Annotated in this window: 25 protein-coding genes; 13 read left to right on the top strand and 12 right to left on the bottom strand. The window is 56.6% G+C overall.

Translation table 11 applies throughout. The annotated features are described in order from the left end of the window. Window positions 1-84 precede the first annotated feature (84 nt). The 5 genes from D9K61_RS08455 to D9K61_RS08435 all read left to right on the top strand — a co-directional run bounded on the left by D9K61_RS08455 (window position 85) and on the right by D9K61_RS08435 (window position 4279). The gene (locus tag D9K61_RS08455) at window positions 85-423 is read left to right on the top strand and encodes a P-II family nitrogen regulator (RefSeq protein WP_074734010.1); all 339 of its coding nucleotides are present in this window, start codon (window positions 85-87) and stop codon (window positions 421-423) included. 33 nt (window positions 424-456) lie between these two features. Beyond that, entirely contained in the window at window positions 457-1863 is a 1407-nt protein-coding gene (gene glnA / locus D9K61_RS08450; protein ID WP_120632812.1) for a type I glutamate--ammonia ligase, read from the top strand. A 149-nt stretch (window positions 1864-2012) separates the two neighbouring features. Next, window positions 2013-2291, top strand: a complete 279-nt coding sequence (locus tag D9K61_RS08445) for a hypothetical protein (protein ID WP_120632811.1) — start codon at window positions 2013-2015, stop codon at window positions 2289-2291. An 84-nt stretch (window positions 2292-2375) separates the two neighbouring features. Continuing rightward, window positions 2376-3170, top strand: coding sequence for a lytic transglycosylase domain-containing protein (locus D9K61_RS08440; RefSeq protein WP_120632810.1), 795 nt, complete (start codon window positions 2376-2378; stop codon window positions 3168-3170). A gap of 200 nt (window positions 3171-3370) precedes the next feature. Continuing rightward, window positions 3371-4279, top strand: a complete 909-nt coding sequence (locus D9K61_RS08435) for a hypothetical protein (RefSeq protein ID WP_254055724.1) — start codon at window positions 3371-3373, stop codon at window positions 4277-4279. 36 nt (window positions 4280-4315) lie between these two features. Here the strand turns inward: D9K61_RS08435 and D9K61_RS08430 are convergent, their stop codons facing one another. After that, complete coding sequence (locus tag D9K61_RS08430; protein WP_120632808.1) at window positions 4316-5059, bottom strand: DUF3445 domain-containing protein; 744 nt, start codon at window positions 5057-5059, stop codon at window positions 4316-4318. A gap of 123 nt (window positions 5060-5182) precedes the next feature. Here D9K61_RS08430 and dddP point away from each other — a divergent pair, with 123 nt between their 5' ends. Next, on the top strand, window positions 5183-6526 hold the full coding sequence (gene dddP / locus D9K61_RS08425) for a dimethylsulfonioproprionate lyase DddP (protein WP_120632807.1): 1344 nt from the start codon (window positions 5183-5185) through the stop codon (window positions 6524-6526). A 10-nt stretch (window positions 6527-6536) separates the two neighbouring features. Here dddP and D9K61_RS26915 read toward each other — a convergent pair whose 3' ends face one another. After that, window positions 6537-6731 carry a hypothetical protein gene (locus D9K61_RS26915; protein ID WP_162946811.1) on the bottom strand — a complete coding sequence of 65 codons (195 nt, stop codon included), beginning with the start codon at window positions 6729-6731 and terminating at the stop codon, window positions 6537-6539. Window positions 6732-7015: 284 nt separating this feature from the next. On the opposite strand from D9K61_RS26915, the gene D9K61_RS08420 reads away from it, so the two are divergent. Beyond that, window positions 7016-8230, top strand: a complete 1215-nt coding sequence (locus D9K61_RS08420; RefSeq protein WP_120632806.1) for a bifunctional alpha/beta hydrolase/OsmC family protein — start codon at window positions 7016-7018, stop codon at window positions 8228-8230. 102 nt (window positions 8231-8332) lie between these two features. On the opposite strand, the gene D9K61_RS08415 is transcribed toward D9K61_RS08420, so the two are convergent. The 3 genes from D9K61_RS08415 to D9K61_RS08405 all read right to left on the bottom strand — a co-directional run bounded on the left by D9K61_RS08415 (window position 8333) and on the right by D9K61_RS08405 (window position 9747). Then, complete coding sequence (locus tag D9K61_RS08415; protein WP_120632805.1) at window positions 8333-8920, bottom strand: biotin transporter BioY; 588 nt, start codon at window positions 8918-8920, stop codon at window positions 8333-8335. Between the two features lie 75 nt (window positions 8921-8995). Further along, window positions 8996-9412, bottom strand: a complete 417-nt coding sequence (locus tag D9K61_RS08410; RefSeq protein WP_120632804.1) for a DUF6314 family protein — start codon at window positions 9410-9412, stop codon at window positions 8996-8998. A 2-nt stretch (window positions 9413-9414) separates the two neighbouring features. After that, entirely contained in the window at window positions 9415-9747 is a 333-nt protein-coding gene (locus D9K61_RS08405) for a hypothetical protein (RefSeq protein WP_120632803.1), read from the bottom strand. Between the two features lie 89 nt (window positions 9748-9836). Between D9K61_RS08405 and purB the strand changes: the two genes are divergently transcribed. The 4 genes from purB (at window position 9837) to D9K61_RS08385 (ending at window position 14281) form a co-directional block, all read left to right on the top strand. Next, window positions 9837-11141, top strand: coding sequence for an adenylosuccinate lyase (gene purB, locus D9K61_RS08400; RefSeq protein ID WP_120632917.1), 1305 nt, complete (start codon window positions 9837-9839; stop codon window positions 11139-11141). Window positions 11142-11511: 370 nt separating this feature from the next. After that, window positions 11512-12051, top strand: a complete 540-nt coding sequence (locus D9K61_RS08395; protein ID WP_120632802.1) for a hypothetical protein — start codon at window positions 11512-11514, stop codon at window positions 12049-12051. Window positions 12052-12118: 67 nt separating this feature from the next. After that, window positions 12119-13219, top strand: a complete 1101-nt coding sequence (locus D9K61_RS08390) for a flagellar motor switch protein FliG (RefSeq protein WP_371688464.1) — start codon at window positions 12119-12121, stop codon at window positions 13217-13219. A 138-nt stretch (window positions 13220-13357) separates the two neighbouring features. Next, window positions 13358-14281, top strand: a complete 924-nt coding sequence (locus tag D9K61_RS08385; protein ID WP_120632801.1) for a lysophospholipid acyltransferase family protein — start codon at window positions 13358-13360, stop codon at window positions 14279-14281. Here the strand turns inward: D9K61_RS08385 and D9K61_RS08380 are convergent, their stop codons facing one another. After that, a complete protein-coding gene (locus tag D9K61_RS08380; RefSeq protein WP_120632915.1) occupies window positions 14282-14983 on the bottom strand; it encodes a thioredoxin family protein in 702 nt (233 codons plus the stop codon). Window positions 14984-15208: 225 nt separating this feature from the next. Here D9K61_RS08380 and acnA point away from each other — a divergent pair, with 225 nt between their 5' ends. Together acnA and D9K61_RS08370 are read left to right on the top strand one after the other, a co-directional pair. Beyond that, window positions 15209-17899 carry an aconitate hydratase AcnA gene (acnA, locus tag D9K61_RS08375; protein ID WP_120632800.1) on the top strand — a complete coding sequence of 897 codons (2691 nt, stop codon included), beginning with the start codon at window positions 15209-15211 and terminating at the stop codon, window positions 17897-17899. 111 nt (window positions 17900-18010) lie between these two features. Further along, window positions 18011-18712 (top strand): SDR family NAD(P)-dependent oxidoreductase, encoded by a 702-nt coding sequence (locus D9K61_RS08370; protein ID WP_120632914.1) that lies wholly within the window; start codon window positions 18011-18013, stop codon window positions 18710-18712. Window positions 18713-18719: 7 nt separating this feature from the next. Here the strand turns inward: D9K61_RS08370 and D9K61_RS08365 are convergent, their stop codons facing one another. From D9K61_RS08365 to D9K61_RS08340, 6 genes are all read right to left on the bottom strand, one after another. Further along, window positions 18720-19262: a DsbE family thiol:disulfide interchange protein gene (locus D9K61_RS08365; protein ID WP_120632799.1), complete on the bottom strand. Its 543-nt coding sequence runs from the start codon at window positions 19260-19262 to the stop codon at window positions 18720-18722. After that, window positions 19255-19413 carry a heme exporter protein CcmD gene (ccmD, locus tag D9K61_RS08360; protein WP_174235085.1) on the bottom strand — a complete coding sequence of 53 codons (159 nt, stop codon included), beginning with the start codon at window positions 19411-19413 and terminating at the stop codon, window positions 19255-19257. Before ccmD ends, D9K61_RS08365 begins: the two co-directional genes overlap by 8 nt. Continuing rightward, window positions 19410-20183, bottom strand: coding sequence for a heme ABC transporter permease (locus tag D9K61_RS08355; protein ID WP_120632798.1), 774 nt, complete (start codon window positions 20181-20183; stop codon window positions 19410-19412). The genes ccmD and D9K61_RS08355 overlap by 4 nt, the downstream gene beginning before the upstream one ends. Window positions 20184-20244: 61 nt before the next feature. Beyond that, a complete protein-coding gene (ccmB, locus tag D9K61_RS08350) occupies window positions 20245-20901 on the bottom strand; it encodes a heme exporter protein CcmB (RefSeq protein ID WP_120632797.1) in 657 nt (218 codons plus the stop codon). Beyond that, on the bottom strand, window positions 20898-21512 hold the full coding sequence (gene ccmA / locus D9K61_RS08345; RefSeq protein ID WP_120632796.1) for a heme ABC exporter ATP-binding protein CcmA: 615 nt from the start codon (window positions 21510-21512) through the stop codon (window positions 20898-20900). The genes ccmB and ccmA overlap by 4 nt, the downstream gene beginning before the upstream one ends. Before the next feature lie 67 nt (window positions 21513-21579). Continuing rightward, a complete protein-coding gene (locus tag D9K61_RS08340) occupies window positions 21580-21933 on the bottom strand; it encodes an Mth938-like domain-containing protein (RefSeq protein WP_120632795.1) in 354 nt (117 codons plus the stop codon). Window positions 21934-21938: the final 5 nt, after the last annotated feature.

Here is a 21938-nt window from a genome sequence, read left to right as displayed (position 1 = left end):
CAGCCGGCCAATTCCGCAATCGCATTGCTGCACAATCTTAGACGTGATCACTGCCATTCTGACAACCATGCGAGGTGAGCCGGGATGAAAAAGATCGAAGCGATCATCAAGCCGTTCAAACTGGACGAAGTGAAAGAGGCATTGCAGGACGTTGGGGTCCAGGGCCTCAGCGTGATCGAAGTTAAGGGCTTCGGCCGCCAAAAAGGTCACACCGAACTGTATCGCGGTGCTGAATATGTGGTCGATTTCCTGCCCAAGGTAAAAGTCGAAGTCGTTTTGGACGACGATCAGGTAGATGCCGCCATCGAGGCGATTGTTGGCGCCGCCAAGACAGACAAGATCGGCGATGGTAAGATCTTTGTCTCACCCGTTGAACAAGCCATTCGCATTCGTACCGGCGAGACCGGTTCGGACGCACTGTAACACACCAATCTTCAAGTCAGAGGAATCAAGAGAATGAGCAAGGACGCAGTTCTTCAGCTGATCAAGGACGAAGGCGCAGAATACGTCGATGTTCGCTTCACCGACCCGCGCGGCAAGCTACAGCACGTGACCCTGATAGCAGATCAGGTCGACGAAGACTTTCTGGAAGAAGGCTTCATGTTCGACGGCTCGTCCATCGCGGGCTGGAAGTCGATCGAAGCATCGGACATGAAACTGATGGTCGACACCGACAGCGCGTATGTCGATCCGTTCTACGCGGAAAAAACCATCTGTGTGCATTGCTCGGTCGTCGAACCCGACACCGGCGAAGCGTATGAGCGGGATCCGCGCGGCACCGCCCAGAAGGCCGAAGCATACCTGAAGTCTTCGGGCATCGGCGATGTGGCTTATATGGGTCCCGAGGCTGAGTTTTTCTTGTTTGACGACGTCCGTTTCTCGAACAGTATCAACAAGGTATCCTACGAAGTTGATGCAACTGACGCATCCTGGAATACCGACACCGAATACGAGATGGGTAATATGGGCCACCGTCCGGGCGTCAAGGGCGGATACTTCCCCGTCAACCCGATCGACGAAGCACAGGACCTGCGCTCTGAAATGCTATCGACCATGAAGCGTCTGGGCATGAAGGTCGACAAGCATCACCACGAGGTTGCCTCGTGCCAGCACGAGCTGGGCCTGATCTTTGACAGCCTGACCAAACAGGCGGACGAGCTGCAGAAGTACAAGTACATCATCCACAATGTCGCCCACGCCTACGGCAAATCGGCCACTTTCATGCCGAAACCGATCGCGGGCGACAACGGTACCGGAATGCATGTGAACATGTCGATCTGGAAAGATGGCAAGCCGCTGTTTGCTGGTGACAAATATGCTGATCTGTCGGACGAAGCCCTGTGGTTCATCGGCGGTGTTCTGAAGCACGCCAAGACCCTGAATGCCTTCACCAACCCGGCGACTAACAGCTACAAGCGCCTGATCCCGGGCTTTGAGGCCCCCGTTCTGCGCGCCTATTCGGCCCGTAACCGTTCGGGTTGTGTACGTATTCCGTGGACAGAAAGCCCGAAAGCCAAGCGCGTCGAGGCCCGCTTCCCCGACCCGGCAGCGAACCCCTACCTGTGCTTTGCCGCCCTGCTGATGGCCGGCCTGGACGGCATCAAGAACAAGATCGATCCGGGTGAAGCCATGGACAAGAACCTGTACGATCTGCCCGCCGAAGAACTGGCCGACATCCCCACCGTCTGCGGCAGCCTGCGCGAAGCGCTGGAAGCGCTGGCATCGGATCATGACTTCCTGCTACACGGCGACGTGTTCACCAAAGATCAGATCGACGGCTACATCGCGCTGAAGATGGAAGAAGTCGAAACCTACGAACACACGCCGCACCCGGTTGAGTACGGCATGTACTACAGCTGCTAAGTCATAGGTTTTTCGCAGACTTGAAAGGGCGCCGGTTGTTCGGCGCCCTTTTTCCGTTTGATAGCAAGTCAAGCCAATCACCTTGACTGACACGTCGGAACATCAGAGCCTTTTCCAAGAAACCGAGACTGCAACTCTGGGAGATTTCAATGCGCCTGATGTTAAAATTCACAATCCCTGTTGAAAAAGGCAACCAGGCCGAAATGGACGGAACCCTTGGGCGGGCGATTACCGCATTGGTGAAAGATGTCAAAGCTGAAGCGGCTTACTTTGCGCTAGAAGACGGCAAACGGATGGGAATCGTAATCTTCGAGGAAACCGACCAGGCCCGCATGCCAATGATCAATGAACCGTTATTTGCTGCCCTTAACGCTTCGATCGAAATTCAACCCGTTCTAACCGCAGACGACCTGCAGCGCGGATTGTAAGAGTTTCAATCAGTCCCAGGCCACCGCGATTGGAAGCAAACCGGCCGATTTATCTGGGTTGAATTGCTCAAAAGGAAGATACTGATGCTACGTTTCGCCTATCTGATTGCTTTTGTATTTGTGCTGCCAATTGGCACGATGGCCGCCCCGTGCGGGAACACCAGTGCCGGTTTCGAGGCTTGGAAAGCAGATTTCGCCAAACAGGCGCGCAGATCGGGGGTAAAAAAGAAGGGGTTGCAGGCGCTCTCTCAAACCCAATATGCAACACGCACGATCGCGGCTGACCGCAATCAAAAAAGCTTCAGGTACTCGCTGGACAAGTTCATGCAAGTGCGTGGGGCAAACACGATCGTGGCTCAAGGTCGCAAACGCAAAGCTCGGAACCCGCAATTCTACGCGGCGCTGGAACGGCAATATGGGGTCCCTGCGGGTGTCCTGATTGCCATTCACGGCATGGAAACGGGCTTTGGGAATTTCATGGGGGATAGTCAGGTTGTGTCAGCAATAACCACTCTGGCCTATGATTGTCGCCGATCCGAGTTCTTTGTTCCGCACGCGATTGGTGCTCTAAAGCTGGTCGATCAGGGCAGCATCACAATGGCAACAAAGGGGGCAAAACATGGCGAGCTGGGCCATACACAATTCCTGCCCGGCAACGCGCTGACGTATGGGGTAGATGCCACCGGCGACCGTCAGGTGGACTTCTACAACATGACCGACGCGCTGGCCTCAACTGCGAATTTTCTGCGTAAGAAGGGCTGGAAACCCGGTCGAGGCTATCAGCAGGGGCAGCCGAACTTCGCGGTGATTCAGCAGTGGAATGCGGCAACGGTTTATCAGCAATCCATCGCGATAATGGCGGCCCGAATCGACGGGTGAACGCGCCATGGTTCAGCATCCCCAAAAACTCAATTCAGCCACATTTTCGCCATAGTGGTGAATAAAGTCCTTAGTTTCATGGTTTCCAAAGCGTAATCAATCTTTGTATTTTTTGATTTTTTTTGCATTTAATGCCAAATTCTCCTCAAGATCGACCGTTAGAATGATCCTCCAGACGAAATGCGATAAGGGACAAAGCAGTGGCTCGGAAAAACAGCTACCATGGCGGCCTGCAATTCGACGGCGACACCGAAGGCGCAATCGAGCGGTTCGGCACAATCGTCGCAGCAACGCTGGAAGATTACGGCCATCTGGTCGAACGTAAGGCGTTGCTGAGCGAAACAGAAGCCAGCATCGTATCCAGCCAGTATATGGTGCGTTTGTCCCTGGATACTGATTCCGGTGACGAAGAAGACCGTTATGAGCGGATGGATCGAGCCGCAGGTTTGAAGACAATGGTAAGACCTTATGTCTCAAGCCCCAGAAACAGGCTGGCCATCACGGTTACTCCGGTATCTCCCCTTCTGGACGACAACGAAGTGTCCGAACTGATGCTCGTGGTCATCCTCTACCGTATGGTTGATATCTGTTCGACCCGGCGCGTCGAGTGGCTGTCACCTCATACCGTTTTGACAATCGAGCAATTCATGAGCGCGTTTGACACCCTGACCCCAAGCAGGCAGCGCGACAGAAAGCAAATTTTCAAGTCCGTGACAGGCCAGTTTGCCGGGTTGGAGATCGTTGACCCCGACATCGAAGATCCCGATGCGCCGAAAACAACGGCCCGGCCCATCCAATTGTCCGATGAGCAACTGCTGAGCATCGCCTTCCGGACGGAAGAACAAGAGCCTGCCGCAATCGACACCCCTGCCGCGGCCGAGGAAGACGACCCTGAGCGGCCAAGCGACGCGTTGCGGCTGAGCAGCTGGTGCGTGACAGGCGTTGTCGCCAGCGTGTCGACCCCGATCGCAATGTCCATGGCCGCTGTCAATTTGATCCGCGGCGAAGATTTCCGTCTCAACACCCAGGTTCTGGTCTTTACGATCGCAATTGTCGCATTGAACGCCAGTAACGCGTTTGCGGATGTTGCGGTCGTGCTGGGCATGTAAGCAAATTACCCAAGGCCCTCCTAGGAGGCCCCGCCGTCAGGCGGGGTTTTCCATTTCTGGCAGGCTGTTTGCCGCCAGAACGTAAGTATGGATCGAAAACACAACCGCGCCCGTTTCGGGCAGGCGCAACAACGTTTGCCGTTCGCTGCGCAGGTAAGACGTGATGGCGCGGTCGCGAGTTTTGCGCGGCTCACTGGCACTACGAGGCTGGAAAAGTTCAGGATCCTCATACCACAAAACATTGAATCGCCAGAGCGGCCGATCTGGCCGAATTCCGTCAAACAGTCGCTGTACTCGTCGCGCGATATCGTCATCATAGCTGGCAACGGGCACGTGAATATCGACAAGCGGCCGCATAAATTTTTCGGACAAGCGCCAGCTCGCCGGAAAGCACAGGATTGCTCCTGTCAGAACATGTTCGTCACCTTGTTTTTGTAGAATACAGAAATCTTCCTGCACCAATCTGCAGAGCGTTTCCAAAGGCTTACCCCGATCGATCCGAACTGACACCCCATCGGGTCGCTCCACGTGATCGGTGGGCCCAGAATAGGCTTGGGTTAGAACCAGATCCAAAAGCTCCTGTGCTGCTGGTTCGGCTTCAGGACTCAACGCCAAGACGTCATCGCGCCGTTCATACAGCAACGTCTCTCGCCGCTGCATCTGAGCATCAAAGGCATCATCCCGATGCAGCCAAGTCTCTATTTTGGCCGGTTGGATGCCCGGCAAAGCACGAGGGATCAAAGGGTCGTAAGGAATTTTATCCTGCAAAATTATACTCATAGACCTGCTTTAACATGCCTCACAAACCGTGTCGGTCAAAAAGCGACAACAGAACCGTCGCTATTTTCTGAGACGGACGTCCAACCAGCCCGCAGGCTTGACCAGCAAGCAGGGAGGCTAGCTGTGAACCATCACTATCGGGATACCCGCAAGATTGATCCAACCCGAGGCGCGACTTTGGGTGATGGCACACCCAACGACAATAACCGGATCGAAATCGGGCCACCTCAACTGGCCTTTGATGAATGGGCCGCCGCTGGATTGGCCCTGCCCAATCTTGAACGGATGCGGGACTATCGTTGGAGGCGGCTGACGCAGGCCGTTGTTGACCGCGGCTATGGTGGGTTGCTGATGTTCGATCCGTTGAACATCCGGTATGCCACCGACAGTACCAATATGCAGCTATGGAACACCCATAACCCATTCCGGGCGGTACTGCTGTGCGCCGATGGCTATATGGTGATCTGGGACTACAAAAAGTCTCCGTTCCTGTCCACCTTCAACCCGCTGGTGCGCGAACAACGCTCTGGCGCCGATCTGTTCTATTTCGACCGGGGCGATAAAACGGATGTCGCAGCCGATGTATTCGCGAACGAGGTGCGCGCACTGATCGATACGCATGGCGGAGGCAATAAACGGTTGGCGGTGGACAAGATCATGCTGCACGGGTTGCGCGCGCTCGAGTCGCAAGGCTTTGAAATCATGGAAGGTGAAGAGGTCACCGAGAAGACCCGCGCCGTGAAAGGCCAGGACGAAATTCTGGCAATGCGCTGCGCCAACCATGCATGCGAAACCGCCGTGGCCGAAATGGAAAAATTTGCGCGTGCCAATGTCGGCGATGGCAAAACTTCCGAAGACGATATTTGGGCGATTTTACATTCCGAAAACATCCGTCGCGGAGGTGAATGGATTGAAACCCGGTTGCTATCCTCGGGCCAGCGCACAAACCCGTGGTTTCAGGAATGCGGCCCACGGATCACCCAGCAAAATGAAATCATTGCCTTTGATACGGACTTGATCGGTTCCTATGGCATTTGTGTCGACATTTCTCGCACATGGTGGATCGGAGACCGAAGGCCCCGCCCGGACATGATCTATGCCATGCAGCACGCGCACGAACACATCATGACCAATATGGAAATGTTGAAACCCGGCGTGATGATCCCTGAATTGACGGCGAACACACACGTACTTGACGACAAGTTTCAGGCACAGAAATACGGTTGCCTGATGCACGGTGTGGGCCTGTGCGATGAATGGCCGTTGGTCGCCTACCCTGACAAGGCTGTTGCCGGTGCCTATGACTATCCGCTGGTGCCGGGCATGGTGTTATGCGTCGAGGCCGCTGTCGGCGAGGTCGGAGGGGATTTTTCGATCAAATTGGAAGATCAGGTTCTCATCACCGAGGATGGCTATGAGAACCTGTCGAAATATCCTTTTGACGCCCAACTAATGGGTCTTGAGTAAGCCGACAGCCTCAGTTCCGCCAGTTAGACCGCCGAACATTACCATGCCAATCTTCGATCTCTGAACTTATCTGGCCCGTCGCGCCAATATCAGCAGTGGGCCAAGCCTGACCAAGGGCAAACCCCAGGATGCCAGTCATTGTTACTATGATCAGTGTTCCAAGACGTATCCCAGACGCTTGGGGTGTCAAAGCTGTATGTGTCATCTGAGCCTCCTTAGCAAATCGACTACGATGCCAAGATGGGTTCAGGTGTTAAATTAGTGAAACGAATGTTTGTTGGGTAAAACATCACAATTCATGATGGCTATTACGAAGCGACTTTTGGCACCGGACGAGGCTAAGCTTCACTGGTAGGCAGTTTCCAAGTCCAAGCCAAAATTATCTTCACACTCCTCACCTTCCCGTTACGCCTTTGACATAAGGGTTGTGACGCGCCGGGGTAGCCCACAGTATTGAGCGTGCTTCCCCCAGCAAACCAAGGAGCCGATATGCCCACGGAACGCATAACTTTTGCCGGACATGACGGCAGCCAGCTGGCCGCGCGCCTTGACCTGCCCGACGGACCCGTGCTGGCCACGGCTTTGTTTGCACATTGCTTCACCTGTTCCAAAGACATCCCCGCCGCGCGGCGTATCTCTGCACGGCTGGCGGCCATGGGCATCGCTGTTTTGCGGTTCGATTTCACTGGTCTCGGCCATTCCGGAGGCGAGTTTGCGAACACCACCTTCACCTCAAACGTCGAGGATCTTATCTCGGCGGCTCAGTTTCTGGCGGGGCGAAACATGGCCCCTGCCCTGTTGATTGGCCATTCGCTGGGCGGCGCTGCCGTCTTGCGTGCCCGTGCGGGCATACCGTCAATCAAGGCCGTCGTGACCTTGGGGGCACCCGCCGATCCCGGTCACGTATCCCACCATTTCGAAGCAGCGTTGCCGCAAATTCAGAAGGAAGGTAGCGCTGAAGTCGCCCTGGGCGGGCGCCCCTTCCGGATCGGCAAGGCATTTGTCGACGATATCTCCGAGGCGGCACTGACACCTGCCATCGAAGATCTCAAAGCCGCGTTGCTGGTCTTACACGCATCCCGTGACGAAACCGTAAGTATCGACAATGCCGCTGCAATCTTTATGGCTGCCAAGCACCCCAAAAGCTTTGTCACCCTCGATGACGCCGATCACCTGATTACCCGAGCGGCTGACGCGGAATATGCGGCAGACGTCATCACCGCATGGGTTTCGCGCTATGTAAGCCTGTCGCCACCTGCCCCGCCACCTGGCGCACCGGAAGGCGTTGTGCGGGTCACAGAAGCAGACCCGGCTGGCTTCTTGCAGGATATTCAGGCGGGCCCTCGCCATCACGCAGTCGCGGATGAGCCTGCCTCATATGGCGGAACGGACCGGGGCATGTCACCCTATGGATTTGTTTCGGCCGGGCTGGGGGCTTGCACTTCGATGACCATCCGCATGTATGCCCGTCGCAAGCGCTGGCCTCTGATCAGCGTCAGTGTTGATGTCTGTCATGACAAAGTTCATGCACAGGATGCCGGTCTGGCAGATGAGGGTAAAGTGGACCAATTCCGTCGCAAAATTCGACTGACCGGGCCACTGGATCAGGAACAGCGCGCACGTCTTTTGGAAATTGCGGACAAGTGTCCCGTACACCGAACCTTGGAAGGGTCCGCGCATATCACAACCGAACTTCTTCCCTGATGCCACGCCCCACATCCTGGAACAAACCGGCCCATTGGAGACAAAAAAAACCCGCGCCCGAATATCTCGGGGCGCGGGTTCTTAGTCCGTAAAGCTTGATGCTTACGTGCGGGCGTTACCCACCAGTTTCCATAGGCCCGGGATCAGCAGTGCCGCAAGGCCCAGTTTGATCGCATCACCCAGCAGGAACGGCGTCAGGCCCCATTGCAGGATGGGCTGGTCCCAACCATAGAGCTGACCCAGCCACAGCAGGCCAGGTACGTAGATCAATACGTTCGCCAGCAACAGCGCCAGTGCCATCTTACCGACCGAGCGGTCCCAGCCACGTGCCGCCAATGCGCCCAGCGCAATGGTTGCAAGAACGTAGCCAACCAGATAGCCGCCAGTTCCACCCATCATGTATGTCAGACCAAACTTCTCAGCTGATGAGCCTGCGAAGACGTCAAAGCCCAGCGCGCCGATCAGCAGGTAACCCATCATGGTGACCAGACCCAGACGTGCACCATAGGCGGTACCAATGGTCAAAACGGCAAGGGTGCCCATTGTGATCGGAACCGGCCACATCGGCACTTTGATTTTGGCGGCGACGGCCAGAGCGACAATGCCCAGCGCAACCAAAACCACCTGTTTGACGCGCAGCGCCGTTCCTTCACGCGGACCAAATGCGTTGGCCAGTACATTTGCATTCATCTTGTTTCTCCCTAAGCGGACCGAGATTCTGGCATAGGAATGCCCTGCTGGCGCCGCATCTGCAAGATGATTACGCTATCGCAGCATATATTCCGTGTGCATTTCATAGGATTTTCGCGGTCCGGACACGACCCAACGCACATTCCAACGCGGCCATGTTCGAAAATCATAGGCTGCGTCGTAACTGTCAGGCGGGCAATCATGGTGATCTCGGGCCTTTGTCACGCCCAGTTTCAGCGCATGAAAGTACCGGTCGTCGTCAAAGTGAATTGCGATGAGATCGCCCGCGTCACGCCATAGGTATCGGCGTGTGCCGGTCATTTCCGGCTGTCCCGGAATGCGCAGCTTCACCTCTTCCTCATAGATCAAACCGCCATCTGTCTGGCGCAGGTCGGCCTGACCTGTTGCCTGCACGATCTGCCCAGCCCTTGCGTCACGGATGGTACGTGTCAGGCTCCAGCGCCCTTCAAAATCGGACAATCGGCTTGGCATGCTCACTTGTCGTACATTCCGTCAGTTGACCCACCAGCATCATCAATGAAACGAAGGGTATCGCCGCTTTTCTGAACGTCGTAGCAGGACCAAAGATCGGAAGGTGGCCAGAGCGAGCAATAGCGATCCTCCCGCACTGCCCAGCGGCCCGAGCTGGGACGCCCCGAATAATACTGCGTCAGCATCGTGTCGTCGAAGGTCTGCCATATACCCTCGCCATAGGTAAGCTTGCGCCCGGATAGCGCCTCAAGGATTTCGTCGCCAGACAGTTTGCGAAACTCTTCCGCTGCCAGAAGCCCTGGCCAGATCGCTAAAATCAGGGCAAACCGTCTCATTCGTGAACTCGTGCCTTGTTCCCTTGTGCGCGTGGGTTTAAACCCCGCGCCATCGCCTCATGCCAAATCACAAAAAGGTGCCGCTGCCAATGATTCCACGTTATTCCCGCCCCGACATGGTCGCCATCTGGTCGCCGAAGACCAAGTTCCGCATCTGGTACGAGATTGAGGCGCATGCCTGCGACGCCATGGCGGATCTGGGCGTAATCCCGCGCGAGAACGCCGAGGCGGTGTGGAAGGCCAAGGATGTGGAGTTTGACGTTGCCCGCATCGACGAGATCGAAGCTGTCACCAAACACGATGTCATCGCGTTCCTGACGCATCTGGCCGAGCATGTGGGCAGTGACGAGGCGCGGTTTGTTCATCAGGGCATGACCAGCTCCGACGTGCTGGACACATGTTTTAACGTTCAACTGACCCGCGCCGCTGACATTCTGATCGCCGATCTCGAAGGTCTGCTGGCTGCTCTGAAACGTCGCGCGATTGAACACAAAGAAACTGTCCGTATCGGCCGCAGCCATGGCATCCATGCGGAACCCACCACCATGGGTCTGACTTTCGCACGTTTCTATGCCGAGATGGATCGCAACCTGTCCCGCATGCGCGATGCCCGTGCCGAGATTGCAACTGGCGCCATTTCCGGCGCCGTCGGCACATTCGCCAATATCGACCCGCGCGTCGAAGAACATGTCTGTGACCAGCTGGGTCTCGTCCCCGAGCCAATCAGCACGCAAGTGATCCCGCGCGACCGTCATGCAGCGTTCTTTGCGACGCTAGGCGTCATTGCCAGCAGCATCGAAAACGTCGCCACCGAAATCCGCCACATGCAGCGGACCGAGGTTCTGGAGGCCGAAGAGTTTTTCTCGAAGGGTCAAAAGGGGTCGTCGGCCATGCCGCATAAGCGCAACCCGGTCCTGACCGAGAACCTGACCGGCTTGGCCCGTCTGGTGCGCATGGCCGTAGTGCCTGCGATGGAAAACGTAGCGCTCTGGCATGAGCGCGACATTTCTCACTCGTCTGTCGAGCGTAACATCGGCCCCGACTCGACTGTCACGCTGGATTTCGCCCTGTCGCGCCTGACCAGTGTCATCGACAAGCTGGTGGTCTACCCCGACAACATGTTGGCCAACATGAACAAGTTCCGCGGTCTGGTCATGAGCCAGCGCGTGCTGCTGGCCCTGACCCAAGCGGGTGTCAGCCGCGAAGACGCCTATCGTCTGGTTCAGCGCAATGCCATGAAGGTTTGGGAAGAAGGCAAGGATTTCAAAACCGAGCTTTTGGGTGATGCGGACGTAGTCGCCGCGTTGAGCCCCGAGGAAATCGAAGAAAAATTCGACCTCGGCTATCACACCAAACATGTCGATACCATTTTCGCACGTGTGTTCGGCGATTAAACACCGTTTTTAAAATGTTCTGTCGGGCCCGGTTTCAGTCCGGGCCTTGATCTTTTGCCAGGTTGGCAAAAATGCGTTACCCTCGACCGGCATTTTCCTTGAGGGAGAACCACCATGATCCGAACCGTCCTATGCGCATTCGCGCTTATATGCGTGGCATTCGCCAGCCTTGCGTGCAGTGGCCATTCCAAGCAGACCCAATCCTGCGCTCCGGGCGCTTCATGGGACAGTGAAAGCCAAAGCTGCCAGAAAACCGTCAACAGCTGACAATTAATTGTCCTGATTGTGAATAAAATCCGTCGAGCCGGTGTTAGCTTTTCTGAAGATCACGCTATGATTTTTAAAACAGCCCCGAGAACGGAGTAGAAAAATGCGCCTCGTACTAGCTTCCGCGATTGCCTTGCAAGCTTTTGCCTTTGCCCCTGTTGTTCACGCCGCAGGTGGTGACAGCAACCCGCCCAAGCCCACCAATACGACCAAGAAGTGCCTGTTTGGACGCGTTTTTGACGAAGCGGCGGGCCGGTGCGTCAAGCCAGACAAAAGCAATTTCACTGAAGATCAATTGTATGATGCGGTGCGCGAGCTGGCCTATGATGGTCAGTATGGTAACGCGCAGGGCATTCTGCGCATCATGGACCAAGACGACGATCGGGTCCTGACGTATTGGGGTTTTACTTACCGAAAGATGGGTGAGTTGGAACTGGCCAACACGTTCTATGAAAACGCGATCACGACCAATCCGGACAATATCCTTGCCCGCAGCTATATGGCTCAGGGCTTTATTTCCGAAGGCAAAACCGATCTTGCCATTGAACAGTGGCGCGAAATCAAGGCGCGTGGTGGCGAAGGAACCTGGGCCGAAGCGTCTTTGCGTGAAGCGATCCAGACCGGGCTGACGTACAGCTACTAAGCTTCAGTCTTTCTTTACCCGACTCTCCGTATTCTGCCTGTGGAACTCATATTGGCACCGCAGGCAGATGCAGGACACAAACGCTTTGATACAGATGGCACCGGGGGCGAGACCTCCGGTCGCCGATGGCGATGGCACGACGCCCCGCGTCGTGCCCCGGGCGCTCAACAACCGGCAAAAAGCAGCGATTGTTGTGCGCCTTTTGCTGAACGAAGGCGCAGATATCCCATTGGAAGATCTGCCGGACGATTTGCAGGAAAAGCTGACACATCAACTAGGTCAGATGGGTCTTGTAGACCGCGTCACATTGGATTCGGTTGCGCAAGAATTCGGCGACGCCTTGGACAACGTTGGGCTGTCGTTTCCTCATGGACTTGCCAGCGCATTGGACGCGATCAACGGCAAAATTGCCCCGGCGACGGCTGCCCGATTGCGCAAAGTTGCCGGCGTTCGCCAGATCGGTGACCCATGGCAGCGCCTCCGCGAGGTTTCGACCGAGGATCTGGCGGCAATGGCACGGGCCGAAAGCACCGAAGTGGCAGCCGTTATGCTGTCCAAATTGGAAACTGCGAAAGCCGCGCAGTTGCTGGGCCTTCTGCCCGGTCCGATCGCCCGCCGGATCACATATGCCGTCGCAAAAACCGCCAATGTGACCCCCGAAGCGGTTGAACGCATCGGCTGGTCGCTGGCAGCCCAGCTGGATCAACGTCCAGCGCAAGCGTTTACCGATGGTCCGGGGGCTCGGGTCGGCGCAATCCTCAATCAATCCGCCTCAACAACCCGGGATGGATTGCTGACCGCATTGGATGAAGAGGATTCAGAATTCGCCAGTGTCGTGCGGCAGTCGATTTTCACATTTGCCCATATCTCAAGCCGCATCGTGGCCCGGGACGTGCCCGCGATTCTCAGGGACCTGGATCAACCCGTTCTGGTCGCCGCTTTGGCCGGCGCCGCTGCCGATGATGACAAGACATCGGTCGAGTTTTTGCTATCCAGCATGTCCTCACGCATGGCCGACAACATACGGGAAGAAATTGCTGAGCGTGGTCGTGTCAAGCAATCGGAAGCGGAAGATGCGATGACACAGATCGTAGGTGTCATTCGCAATATGGTTGAGAATGGGGCGATCTCCTTGATTGAAACAGATGAGGAAAACGAGGATAGTTAATTTTAACTACAGTGACTTAGCTGTATTTTTCGCTTACCTGATGCCGTCGGAACCCATCCCGAAAGTGCACGCTTGAGGTTGCGAGCGCCGGGATATATGTCTGGTTCAGCAATTCGCAACACGCGGTGAGACGCCTCCATGCCCGTCGAAAAGTCGGAGCTCAGCAGGTTTGAGCTTGGAAAATACTATGTCGCCAGTTTGTTCCTTAAGGGGGTCATTGGCGCGATGCACATGCTGCCCTATGAACGGCGCATCACAACAATGGGGGCCATCATGCGTGGCCTTGCCCCCGTGGTGGGATTTCGCACACGTGTGCGCCGAAACCTGAAACTGACCTGTCCGGACTTGCCTGAATCTGAGGTCAAACGGATCTGCAGCGCAGTGCCCGATAATGCCGGGCGGGCGATCATGGAACATTTCTCGCCCGAGGATTTCACGGAACGCCAAAAGACAGCCAAAATCTCGGGCCCGGGTGTCGCCGCCTTTGACGCTGCCCTTGCCGACGGACGACCGGTAATGATGATTACCGCGCATTTTGGACATTATCTCGCAGCGCGCATTGCGCTGCAGGCGCACAGCGGCCAGCCAATTGGCTGCCTGTTTCGCCGGATGGCCAACCCCTATTTCAACGAAGCCTATGTCGAGGCTTTCTTCAAAACCGGCGCGCCAATGTTCGAACAAGGGCGCCGTGGCATGGTCGAAATGGTCCGGTCGCTCAAAAAGAACGGTATCATTGCGATCGTTTCGGACTTGCACGCACAGGGCGGTGAAGAGCTGATGTTCTTCGGGAAACCGGCAGTAACCTCCGTGCTAAACGCGGAGCTGGCCATTAAATACAACGCGGTGATGCTCCCCTGCTACGCCATTCGCCAGCCCAATGGCATCGATTTCGAAATAATGCTGCATGAGCCCGTTGAACATAGCGATCCCAAAACCATGACGCAGTTCATCACTGACGATCTTGAGAAAGTGGTCCGCCAGCATATGGGACAATGGTTCTGGGTTCATCGTCGTTGGAAAAGCTGGAACGGTCTTGGCGTACAGCCCGAAGATATGCCGTAATCACTTCACGCGGGTCGCCGCAACGATCGGGCCGTGACCCGTCTGTTGAATAAGCACAACCGCAGGCATGTCCGAAGGCAAATCCGTCGAGAATTGCTCCGCCGCGCGCCCATCCCATTGACCGGCGATCTGCCAATTCTCAACAACATTGGCATAGTCCAACTCGTGCCCGGCCAGTTCACCCCGCCTGATCGACGCGTGACGCATTGGGGCGTACTGAACAATCCGCACGTCATAAGATGCGCCCGCGGGCAATTGAGCAGGCGTGACGTCGACAATCACTTCGTTTTCTGACCGAACTGCGGTTACTGACGCTTCAGATCTGGCCTTCTGATGGGTATCGATCAGTTGGTTCAATTCGCGGAATTTGGCACCCACGATGTCATGCTGACCATTTACGACCATTTGCGGCGTGTAAATCATGGTCCGACCGCCCTGCCGCGCGTAGGCGCGTTGTCGCACGGTGTGATCAGGATCGGCAAACTCGTCTTTCCACCCAATATAGTCCCAATAGTCCACATGCAGCGCCAGTCCGATTACATCATCGCGTTTGACCAGATCATGCATGATCCTGTCTGCCGGGGGGCAGGATGAACATCCTTGTGACGTGAACAGCTCGATCACGACGGGATTGTCCTCGCCCGCTGCTGACGAGGCGAGGAGGATGGAAAGGACGGCTGTCGTGGCGGCGGCTCTGAACATGATGTATCCCGAATGGAAGGGTTGCGTGACAGAAATAAACCCTTTGCCACTCAACAACCAATCAAGGTTTCTTGAGGCTGGCCTCATCTGCTCCAACTGAAATGTGTGCAATGGTATACAAAAATTGCCGCAGTTTGGCTGTTCCTCCTTGAACCAACGGCACTGGTGATGCAGATAACGATCAGCGAATCCCAAAATCCAAGTCATTTGAGAGGGAGGCCACAGATGCCCATCAAAGTCGGACAGGATACCGCCAAGACACGCCGCAGCCTGAGCGTGAATGGCAAGTCCATTTCCTATTATTCAATTCCCGCCGCGCAAGAGGCGGGTTTAGGAGATTTCTCGAAGCTTCCCGCCGCTCTGAAAGTGGTGTTGGAAAACATGCTGCGATTCGAGGATGACGGATTTTCCGTCTCGGTCGATGACATCAAGGCCTTCGCCGAATGGGGAGCCAAAGGCGGCAAGAACCCACGCGAAATCGCTTACCGCCCCGCCCGAGTTCTGATGCAGGACTTCACTGGTGTTCCGGCAGTTGTAGACTTGGCTGCCATGCGCGACGGGATCAAAGGTCTGGGTGGCGACGCGCAGAAGATTAACCCGCTGAACCCGGTTGATCTGGTCATCGACCACTCGGTCATGATTGACGAATTCGGCAACCCGCGCGCGTTCCAGATGAACGTGGATCGTGAATACGAACGCAACATGGAGCGCTACCAGTTCCTGAAATGGGGTCAGAATGCCTTTAACAACTTCCGCGTTGTACCCCCCGGAACCGGTATCTGCCACCAGGTGAACCTGGAGTATCTGGCCCAGACCGTCTGGACCGACACCGATCAGAACGGGGATGAAGTTGCCTATCCCGATACGCTGGTTGGCACTGACAGCCACACGACAATGGTCAACGGCATGGCCGTTCTTGGCTGGGGTGTTGGCGGTATCGAGGCCGAAGCCGCAATGCTGGGTCAGCCGATCTCGATGCTGATCCCCGAGGTTGTGGGCTTTGAACTGACCGGTGATCTGGTCGAGGGCACAACTGGCACTGATCTGGTTCTGAAGGTCGTAGAAATGCTGCGCGAAAAAGGCGTTGTGGGTAAATTCGTCGAATTCTATGGCAGCGGTTTGGACAGTCTGCCGCTGGCCGACCGTGCAACAATCGCCAACATGGCGCCTGAATACGGCGCGACTTGTGGCTTCTTCCCGATCGACGGTGAAACACTGCGTTATATGCGCAATACCGGTCGCGACGAGGACCGCATCGCGTTGGTTGAAGCCTATGCCAAGGAAAACGGTTTCTGGCGTGGCGCGGACTACGCGCCCGTGTATACTGACACGCTGAGCCTCGACATGGGTACCATCGTCCCTGCGATCTCGGGTCCGAAACGGCCACAGGATTATGTCGCGCTGACCGATGCCAAGGCTGCTTTCACCAAAGAAATGGCCGAAACGTTCAAGCGCCCGATGGGCAAGGAAGTTGCTGTCAAAGGCGAAGACTACACCATGGAATCGGGAAAGGTCGTGATCGCATCGATCACGTCGTGTACCAACACCTCGAACCCATATGTGATGATCGGCGCGGGTCTTGTGGCGCGTAAAGCTGCCGCTTTAGGGCTTAATCGCCAGCCTTGGGTGAAAACCTCCTTGGCACCGGGAAGCCAGGTCGTTTCAGCTTATCTTGAAGCCGCTGGCCTGCAGGAAGATCTGGATAAGATCGGCTTCAACCTTGTCGGCTATGGCTGCACCACCTGCATTGGTAATTCGGGCCCCATTCAAGCCGAGCTGTCCGAGGCGATTGCCGAGGGCGATCTGGTCGCCACCTCGGTGTTGTCGGGCAACCGGAACTTCGAAGGCCGGATCAGCCCGGACGTGCGTGCCAACTACCTGGCCTCACCGCCGCTGGTTGTTGTCTATGCTCTGGCCGGAACCATGGATATCGACCTGACGTCCGAACCAATCGGCCAGGACCAAGACGGCAATGATGTCTACATGAAAGACATCTGGCCGACCCAGAAGGAAATCTCTGATCTGGTTCAGAAAACCGTGACCCGCGAGGCGTTCCTGTCGAAATATGCCGACGTCTTCAAAGGGGATGAAAAATGGCAGGAGGTTGAGGTTCCCCAGCAGGAAACCTATGACTGGCCGCCAACCTCGACCTATATCCAGAACCCACCCTATTTTCAGGGCATGGGGCCTGAGCCCGGCACAATCTCCAACATCGATGGCGCCAAGGTTCTGTTGGTGCTGGGTGACATGATCACCACCGACCACATCTCACCCGCGGGGTCCTTCGCGACCACAACCCCGGCTGGCAAGTATCTGATCGACCGTCAGGTGCAGCCGCGCGAGTTCAACTCATACGGGTCCCGCCGTGGCAACCACGAGATCATGATGCGCGGCACCTTCGCCAACATCCGCGTCAAGAACGAGATGCTGGACGGTGTCGAAGGTGGCTACACAAAGGGCCCCGATGGCGAACAGACCTCGGTCTATGAGGCATCGATGGCCTACCAGGATCAGGGCACGCCTCTGGTGGTGTTCGGTGGCGAGCAGTATGGCGCGGGATCCTCGCGTGACTGGGCGGCCAAGGGGACCGCGTTGTTGGGCGTTAAGGCCGTGATCGCCGAAAGCTTTGAGCGTATCCACCGTTCGAACCTGGTTGGCATGGGCGTGATCCCGCTCGAATTCACCGGCGGTGATACGCGCAAATCACTGGGCCTGAAGGGGGACGAAACCGTCTCGATCCATGGTTTGGATTCGATCGAACCGCTGCAGGAAGTTCCGTGCACGATTACCTACGCCGACGGGGCAGAGACGACCATCCAGCTGAAGTGCCGGATCGATACCGCACCCGAGATCGAGTACATTGAGAACGGCGGCGTGCTTCACTACGTACTGCGTAACCTGGCCAAGGCTGGCTAAAACGTCTGGGGTACCAGATCGAAAGGGCGTCCGGTCGGGCGCCCTTTTCTTGTGACGCCTTCCATGTCAAAAGGCATTGTGTTTCAGACATTTTACCGCTCTGCTGTTCGGATGAAGAAAGTAGCCTTGATAACCGGTGGTGCGCGCGGCATCGGACGCGCAATTGTCGAAGACCTGAGCGATGATCATCGGGTGGCCTTCACTTACCTCTCGACCGAACCCGCCGAGACCCTGACACGGGGCGACAATTTGGCGATACGCTCCGATCTGGCAAAGCCTGACCAACCGGAAGCGGTAGTTTCAAAGGTGATGGACCAATTCGGGCAGTTGGACGTCATCGTGAACAATGCTGGCCTTGTGTGTTCAACGCCGAAGGAAAGCTTTCGCGCCGAGGATCATCGCGCCATTCTTGATTTAAACCTGCTGGTGCCAGCCGCATTGCTGGCTGCCGCTCTGCCTCATCTCAAACGGGATGCGTCAATCGTCAGCATCTCATCGATGAACGCGGTCCTGCCACCGCGCGACGCGGTCACCTACGGTGCTAGCAAAGCGGCCCTGAACCTATGGACCCGCGCGATGGCAAAGGAACTGGGGCCAGATGGCATTCGTGTCAATGCCGTGGCTCCGGGTGCGATAAACATCCCCGAAGCCCCGCGCCCTGATGATCTGACCGCCCTGTTCGTCAAGGACACGGCACTGGGCCGCGCGGGAACACCGGAAGATATTGCCAAGACCGTGCGGTTTCTGGCCTCGGACGCGGCAGCTTTCATCACCGGCGAGGTCCTAACCGTTGCCGGAGGCTATCGGTTGTAGAACCAGATCAGTTTTGCCCAGCGGCCTTTTCCAACGCAGGACGGATCGTGTTCTTAATAACGCGCTGCGTAACCGGCCCGGCAAAGCGCAGGATAATGGTACCCTCGCCGTCGATCACATATGTCTCGGGAACGCCATACAGACCCCAGTCCAGTGCCATGCGCCCCTGCTCGTCCCGACCGATGGCTTCGTAAGGGTCGCCCAACTCGGTCAGGAAAGCCTCGGCATTGTCCAATTGATCTTTGTAGTTGATGCCATAGACCGGGATGCCCTCATTCGACAGCGCCTCTAGGTTGGGGTGCTCGGCCCGACATGGCGCGCACCAACTGGCCCAATAGTTGACCAGCTTGACCTCTCCGTCGCGCAAGGTCGTGTCGTCAAACAGCGATTTGCCCGGAAACTCGGTCAAAACAACTGGCGGCGCGGGCTGACCCTCGCGGGCTGACGGCAGGGCATTTGGATCGTCGCGGAACATCCCGATCCCGGCCAAAACGGCAAAGGCACCGAAAATCAGCGGCGGCGCAATCATCAGCGGCGAGATTTTAGCCATTGCGCGTCATCCTTTGTTCAACCTTTTCCATCTCGGCCCGCACTTTGCGCCCGCGCAGCACGCTGAACACGATCAGTGCCGCCAATAACAAAATCGATGCCGCATAAGACGTCAGCACTGTATCAGTGTATTTTCCAAGATCAGGGATCATCCGCCTACCCTTTCCCGTGCCAGCAACGCCTTGATCCGGCGCGCCCGGATTTCGGTGCCTGTGCGATACAGAACCAGGGCCACAAACAGCAGCACAAATCCGATGATGCAGACCAGCAGCGGGTAGAAAAAGATGTTGCTGACCTTCTCTTCGGTATCTGTACCGGTGACCGCTCCGGCCCGAAGGACCGAAGCCCCCTGATGCAGACCCTGATTCCAGAAATTCACTGCATAGCGGCTTAGGACTGCAAAGACCGATCCCACCAGACACAGGACCGAGGTCAGATCGGCCGCCGTATCCGGGTCTTCGATCGCCTCCCACAAGGCCACATAACCCAGATAGAACAAAAACAGGATCAAGAAGGAGGTCAGCCGCGGGTCCCAGGCCCACCATGTGCCCCACATCGGTTGTCCCCAGATCGCCCCTGTGACCAGAGCAATCAGGGTCATCACGATCCCTATCGGGGCCGCCGCCCGTGCCGCAAGCGCACTGACATGGTGTCTGCGCACCAGCCAGATCAGCGACGTCACCAGCATCATCAACCAGCAATTGATCGCCATCAGCGCCGCGGGGACATGCAGGTAGATGATCTTGACCGTCGACCCTTGCTTATAGTCGTCCGGCGTGAAGAAAAATCCCCAGACCAGCCCAACACCGATACAGACCATGGAGGTGATCCAGAAAAACGGCAGGACACGCTCGCTGGTTGCAAGAAATTTTCGCGGGTTGGCGTATTCCCATAGGGCGTTGGCTTTGGCTGCGATTGACATGGGTTTTATCTAGTCCAAATCGGAGGTGTTCTCAATTGACATCGGTCAACGCTGTGGCGGTTCACCGCAGATTGATCCGCAATACGGCGGCACTGGCGAATGGCAGCAAAGCAATGGTCGCAGCCGTGATCCCAGCCAGCATCAGCAAAGGGGTTTGCGTCTCCATTCCGATCGCGCCGCGGCGGGCAACCTCGGCCCCGAAAATCAACGTTGGTACATAAAGCGGCAGCACCAGCAGTGACAGCAACAGACCGCCCCGTTTCAGACCCACGGTCAGGGCCGCGCCAAACGTCCCGATCACGCTCAGGGCTGGGGTACCTACCAACAGTGAGACGATCAGCCAAAAGAACCCCGGAACAGGCAGATTCAACAGCACGCCCAGAATCGGAGCGGCCAAAACCAAGGGCAATCCGGTGGTCAGCCAATGGGCCAGCGCCTTGACTGTAACGACCGCTTCAAGCGGCAAAGGTGCTGTGGCCAGCAAATCCAGCGATCCGTCCTCCCAATCCAGCGCCAACAGACGATCCAGTGACAATAGGCACGCCAAAAGCGCCCCCAACCACAACACCCCCGCCGCGATTGTGGCCAGCAGCGATGACTGGGGGCCAACGGCAAACGGCACCATAACCGTCACAATCAGGAAAAAAGCCAGACCCAGACCAAAGCCGCCGCCGGCACGAAAGGCCAGTTTCAGATCACGCAGCAAAAGAGCGATCATAAAAAGCCTCCGTCGAAGTCATCCAGTGGGCCGGGTTTGGCCTTGTTGGCACCGACATCCAAAATGTCTCCGTCCAGGCCAAGATCGATATGGGTGGCAATCAGTGCTGAACCGCCCTGCGCAAGATGCGCTCGGACAGCATCGGCAAACATCTGTACTGCATCCTTGTCCAAGGACACTGTTGGCTCATCCAACATCCAGATCGGCCGCCCGGTGACCAACATGCGCGCCAACCCAAGTCGGCGTTTCTGCCCGGCGGACAGGTTGCCTGCGTGACGATCTGTTAACTCATTCAATGCAAAGGCATCTATCGCAGGCTGAATACTGTCCGTGCCAAAAACTAATGCCCAAAAGATCAGGTTTTCTGTCACCGTCAGGGTCGGCTTTAACCCGTCGGAATGCGACGCATATGCGATCTGATCCTCTGCACCCTCGATCTTCCCGACAAGCGGTGGCTGCAATCCAGCCAGCGTTCGCAACAATGTTGTCTTTCCGATGCCATTTGGTCCGCGCAGAATAAGCGCCCTGCCCGGTTCCAGCACAAAACTCAGTGCCTCAAGCACGGGAATGCCACCCCGGGTGATGGTCAGATCGGTTACGGTCAATGTCATAGGACCCGCCTATCGCATTGCCGTTGATGGCAAAAGGCGGGATTTGCCGCAGGGTACTGACGCGGTCTCAGACCGGCAACAGGGCCAGCGCAACGCGACGACCCTCGGACAGCAAGACGTTATAGGTGCGGCATGCGGCCGGAGAATTCATGTTCTCAACGCCGATGCCAGCCGCTTCCAGCGCATTTCGCAGCTCTGGCGGAATGTGCGTCAGCTCGGCACCGGTGCCGACAAACACTACGTCCACCTGATCCGCCAGTGCCAATAGCGTGTCCTGATCCGCGTACCCGCCCCAAGCGCCCGTGCCTTCGGGGCCCGTTATGACAGCTCCTTCATATGCCTTGCCGCCAATGCGGAAAAAGCCCGGTCCGTAGCCGTCAATCGGAACTGCGTTGCTGTATGTGATTTCATTCAACCGCATAGATG

Origin of the sequence: Ruegeria sp. EL01, from assembly GCF_900313035.1 — a bacterium.
GTDB lineage: Bacteria > Pseudomonadota > Alphaproteobacteria > Rhodobacterales > Rhodobacteraceae > Ruegeria.
The sequence above is the reverse complement of the archived record's forward strand: the minus strand, read 5'-3'. Positions and strand labels throughout refer to the sequence as shown.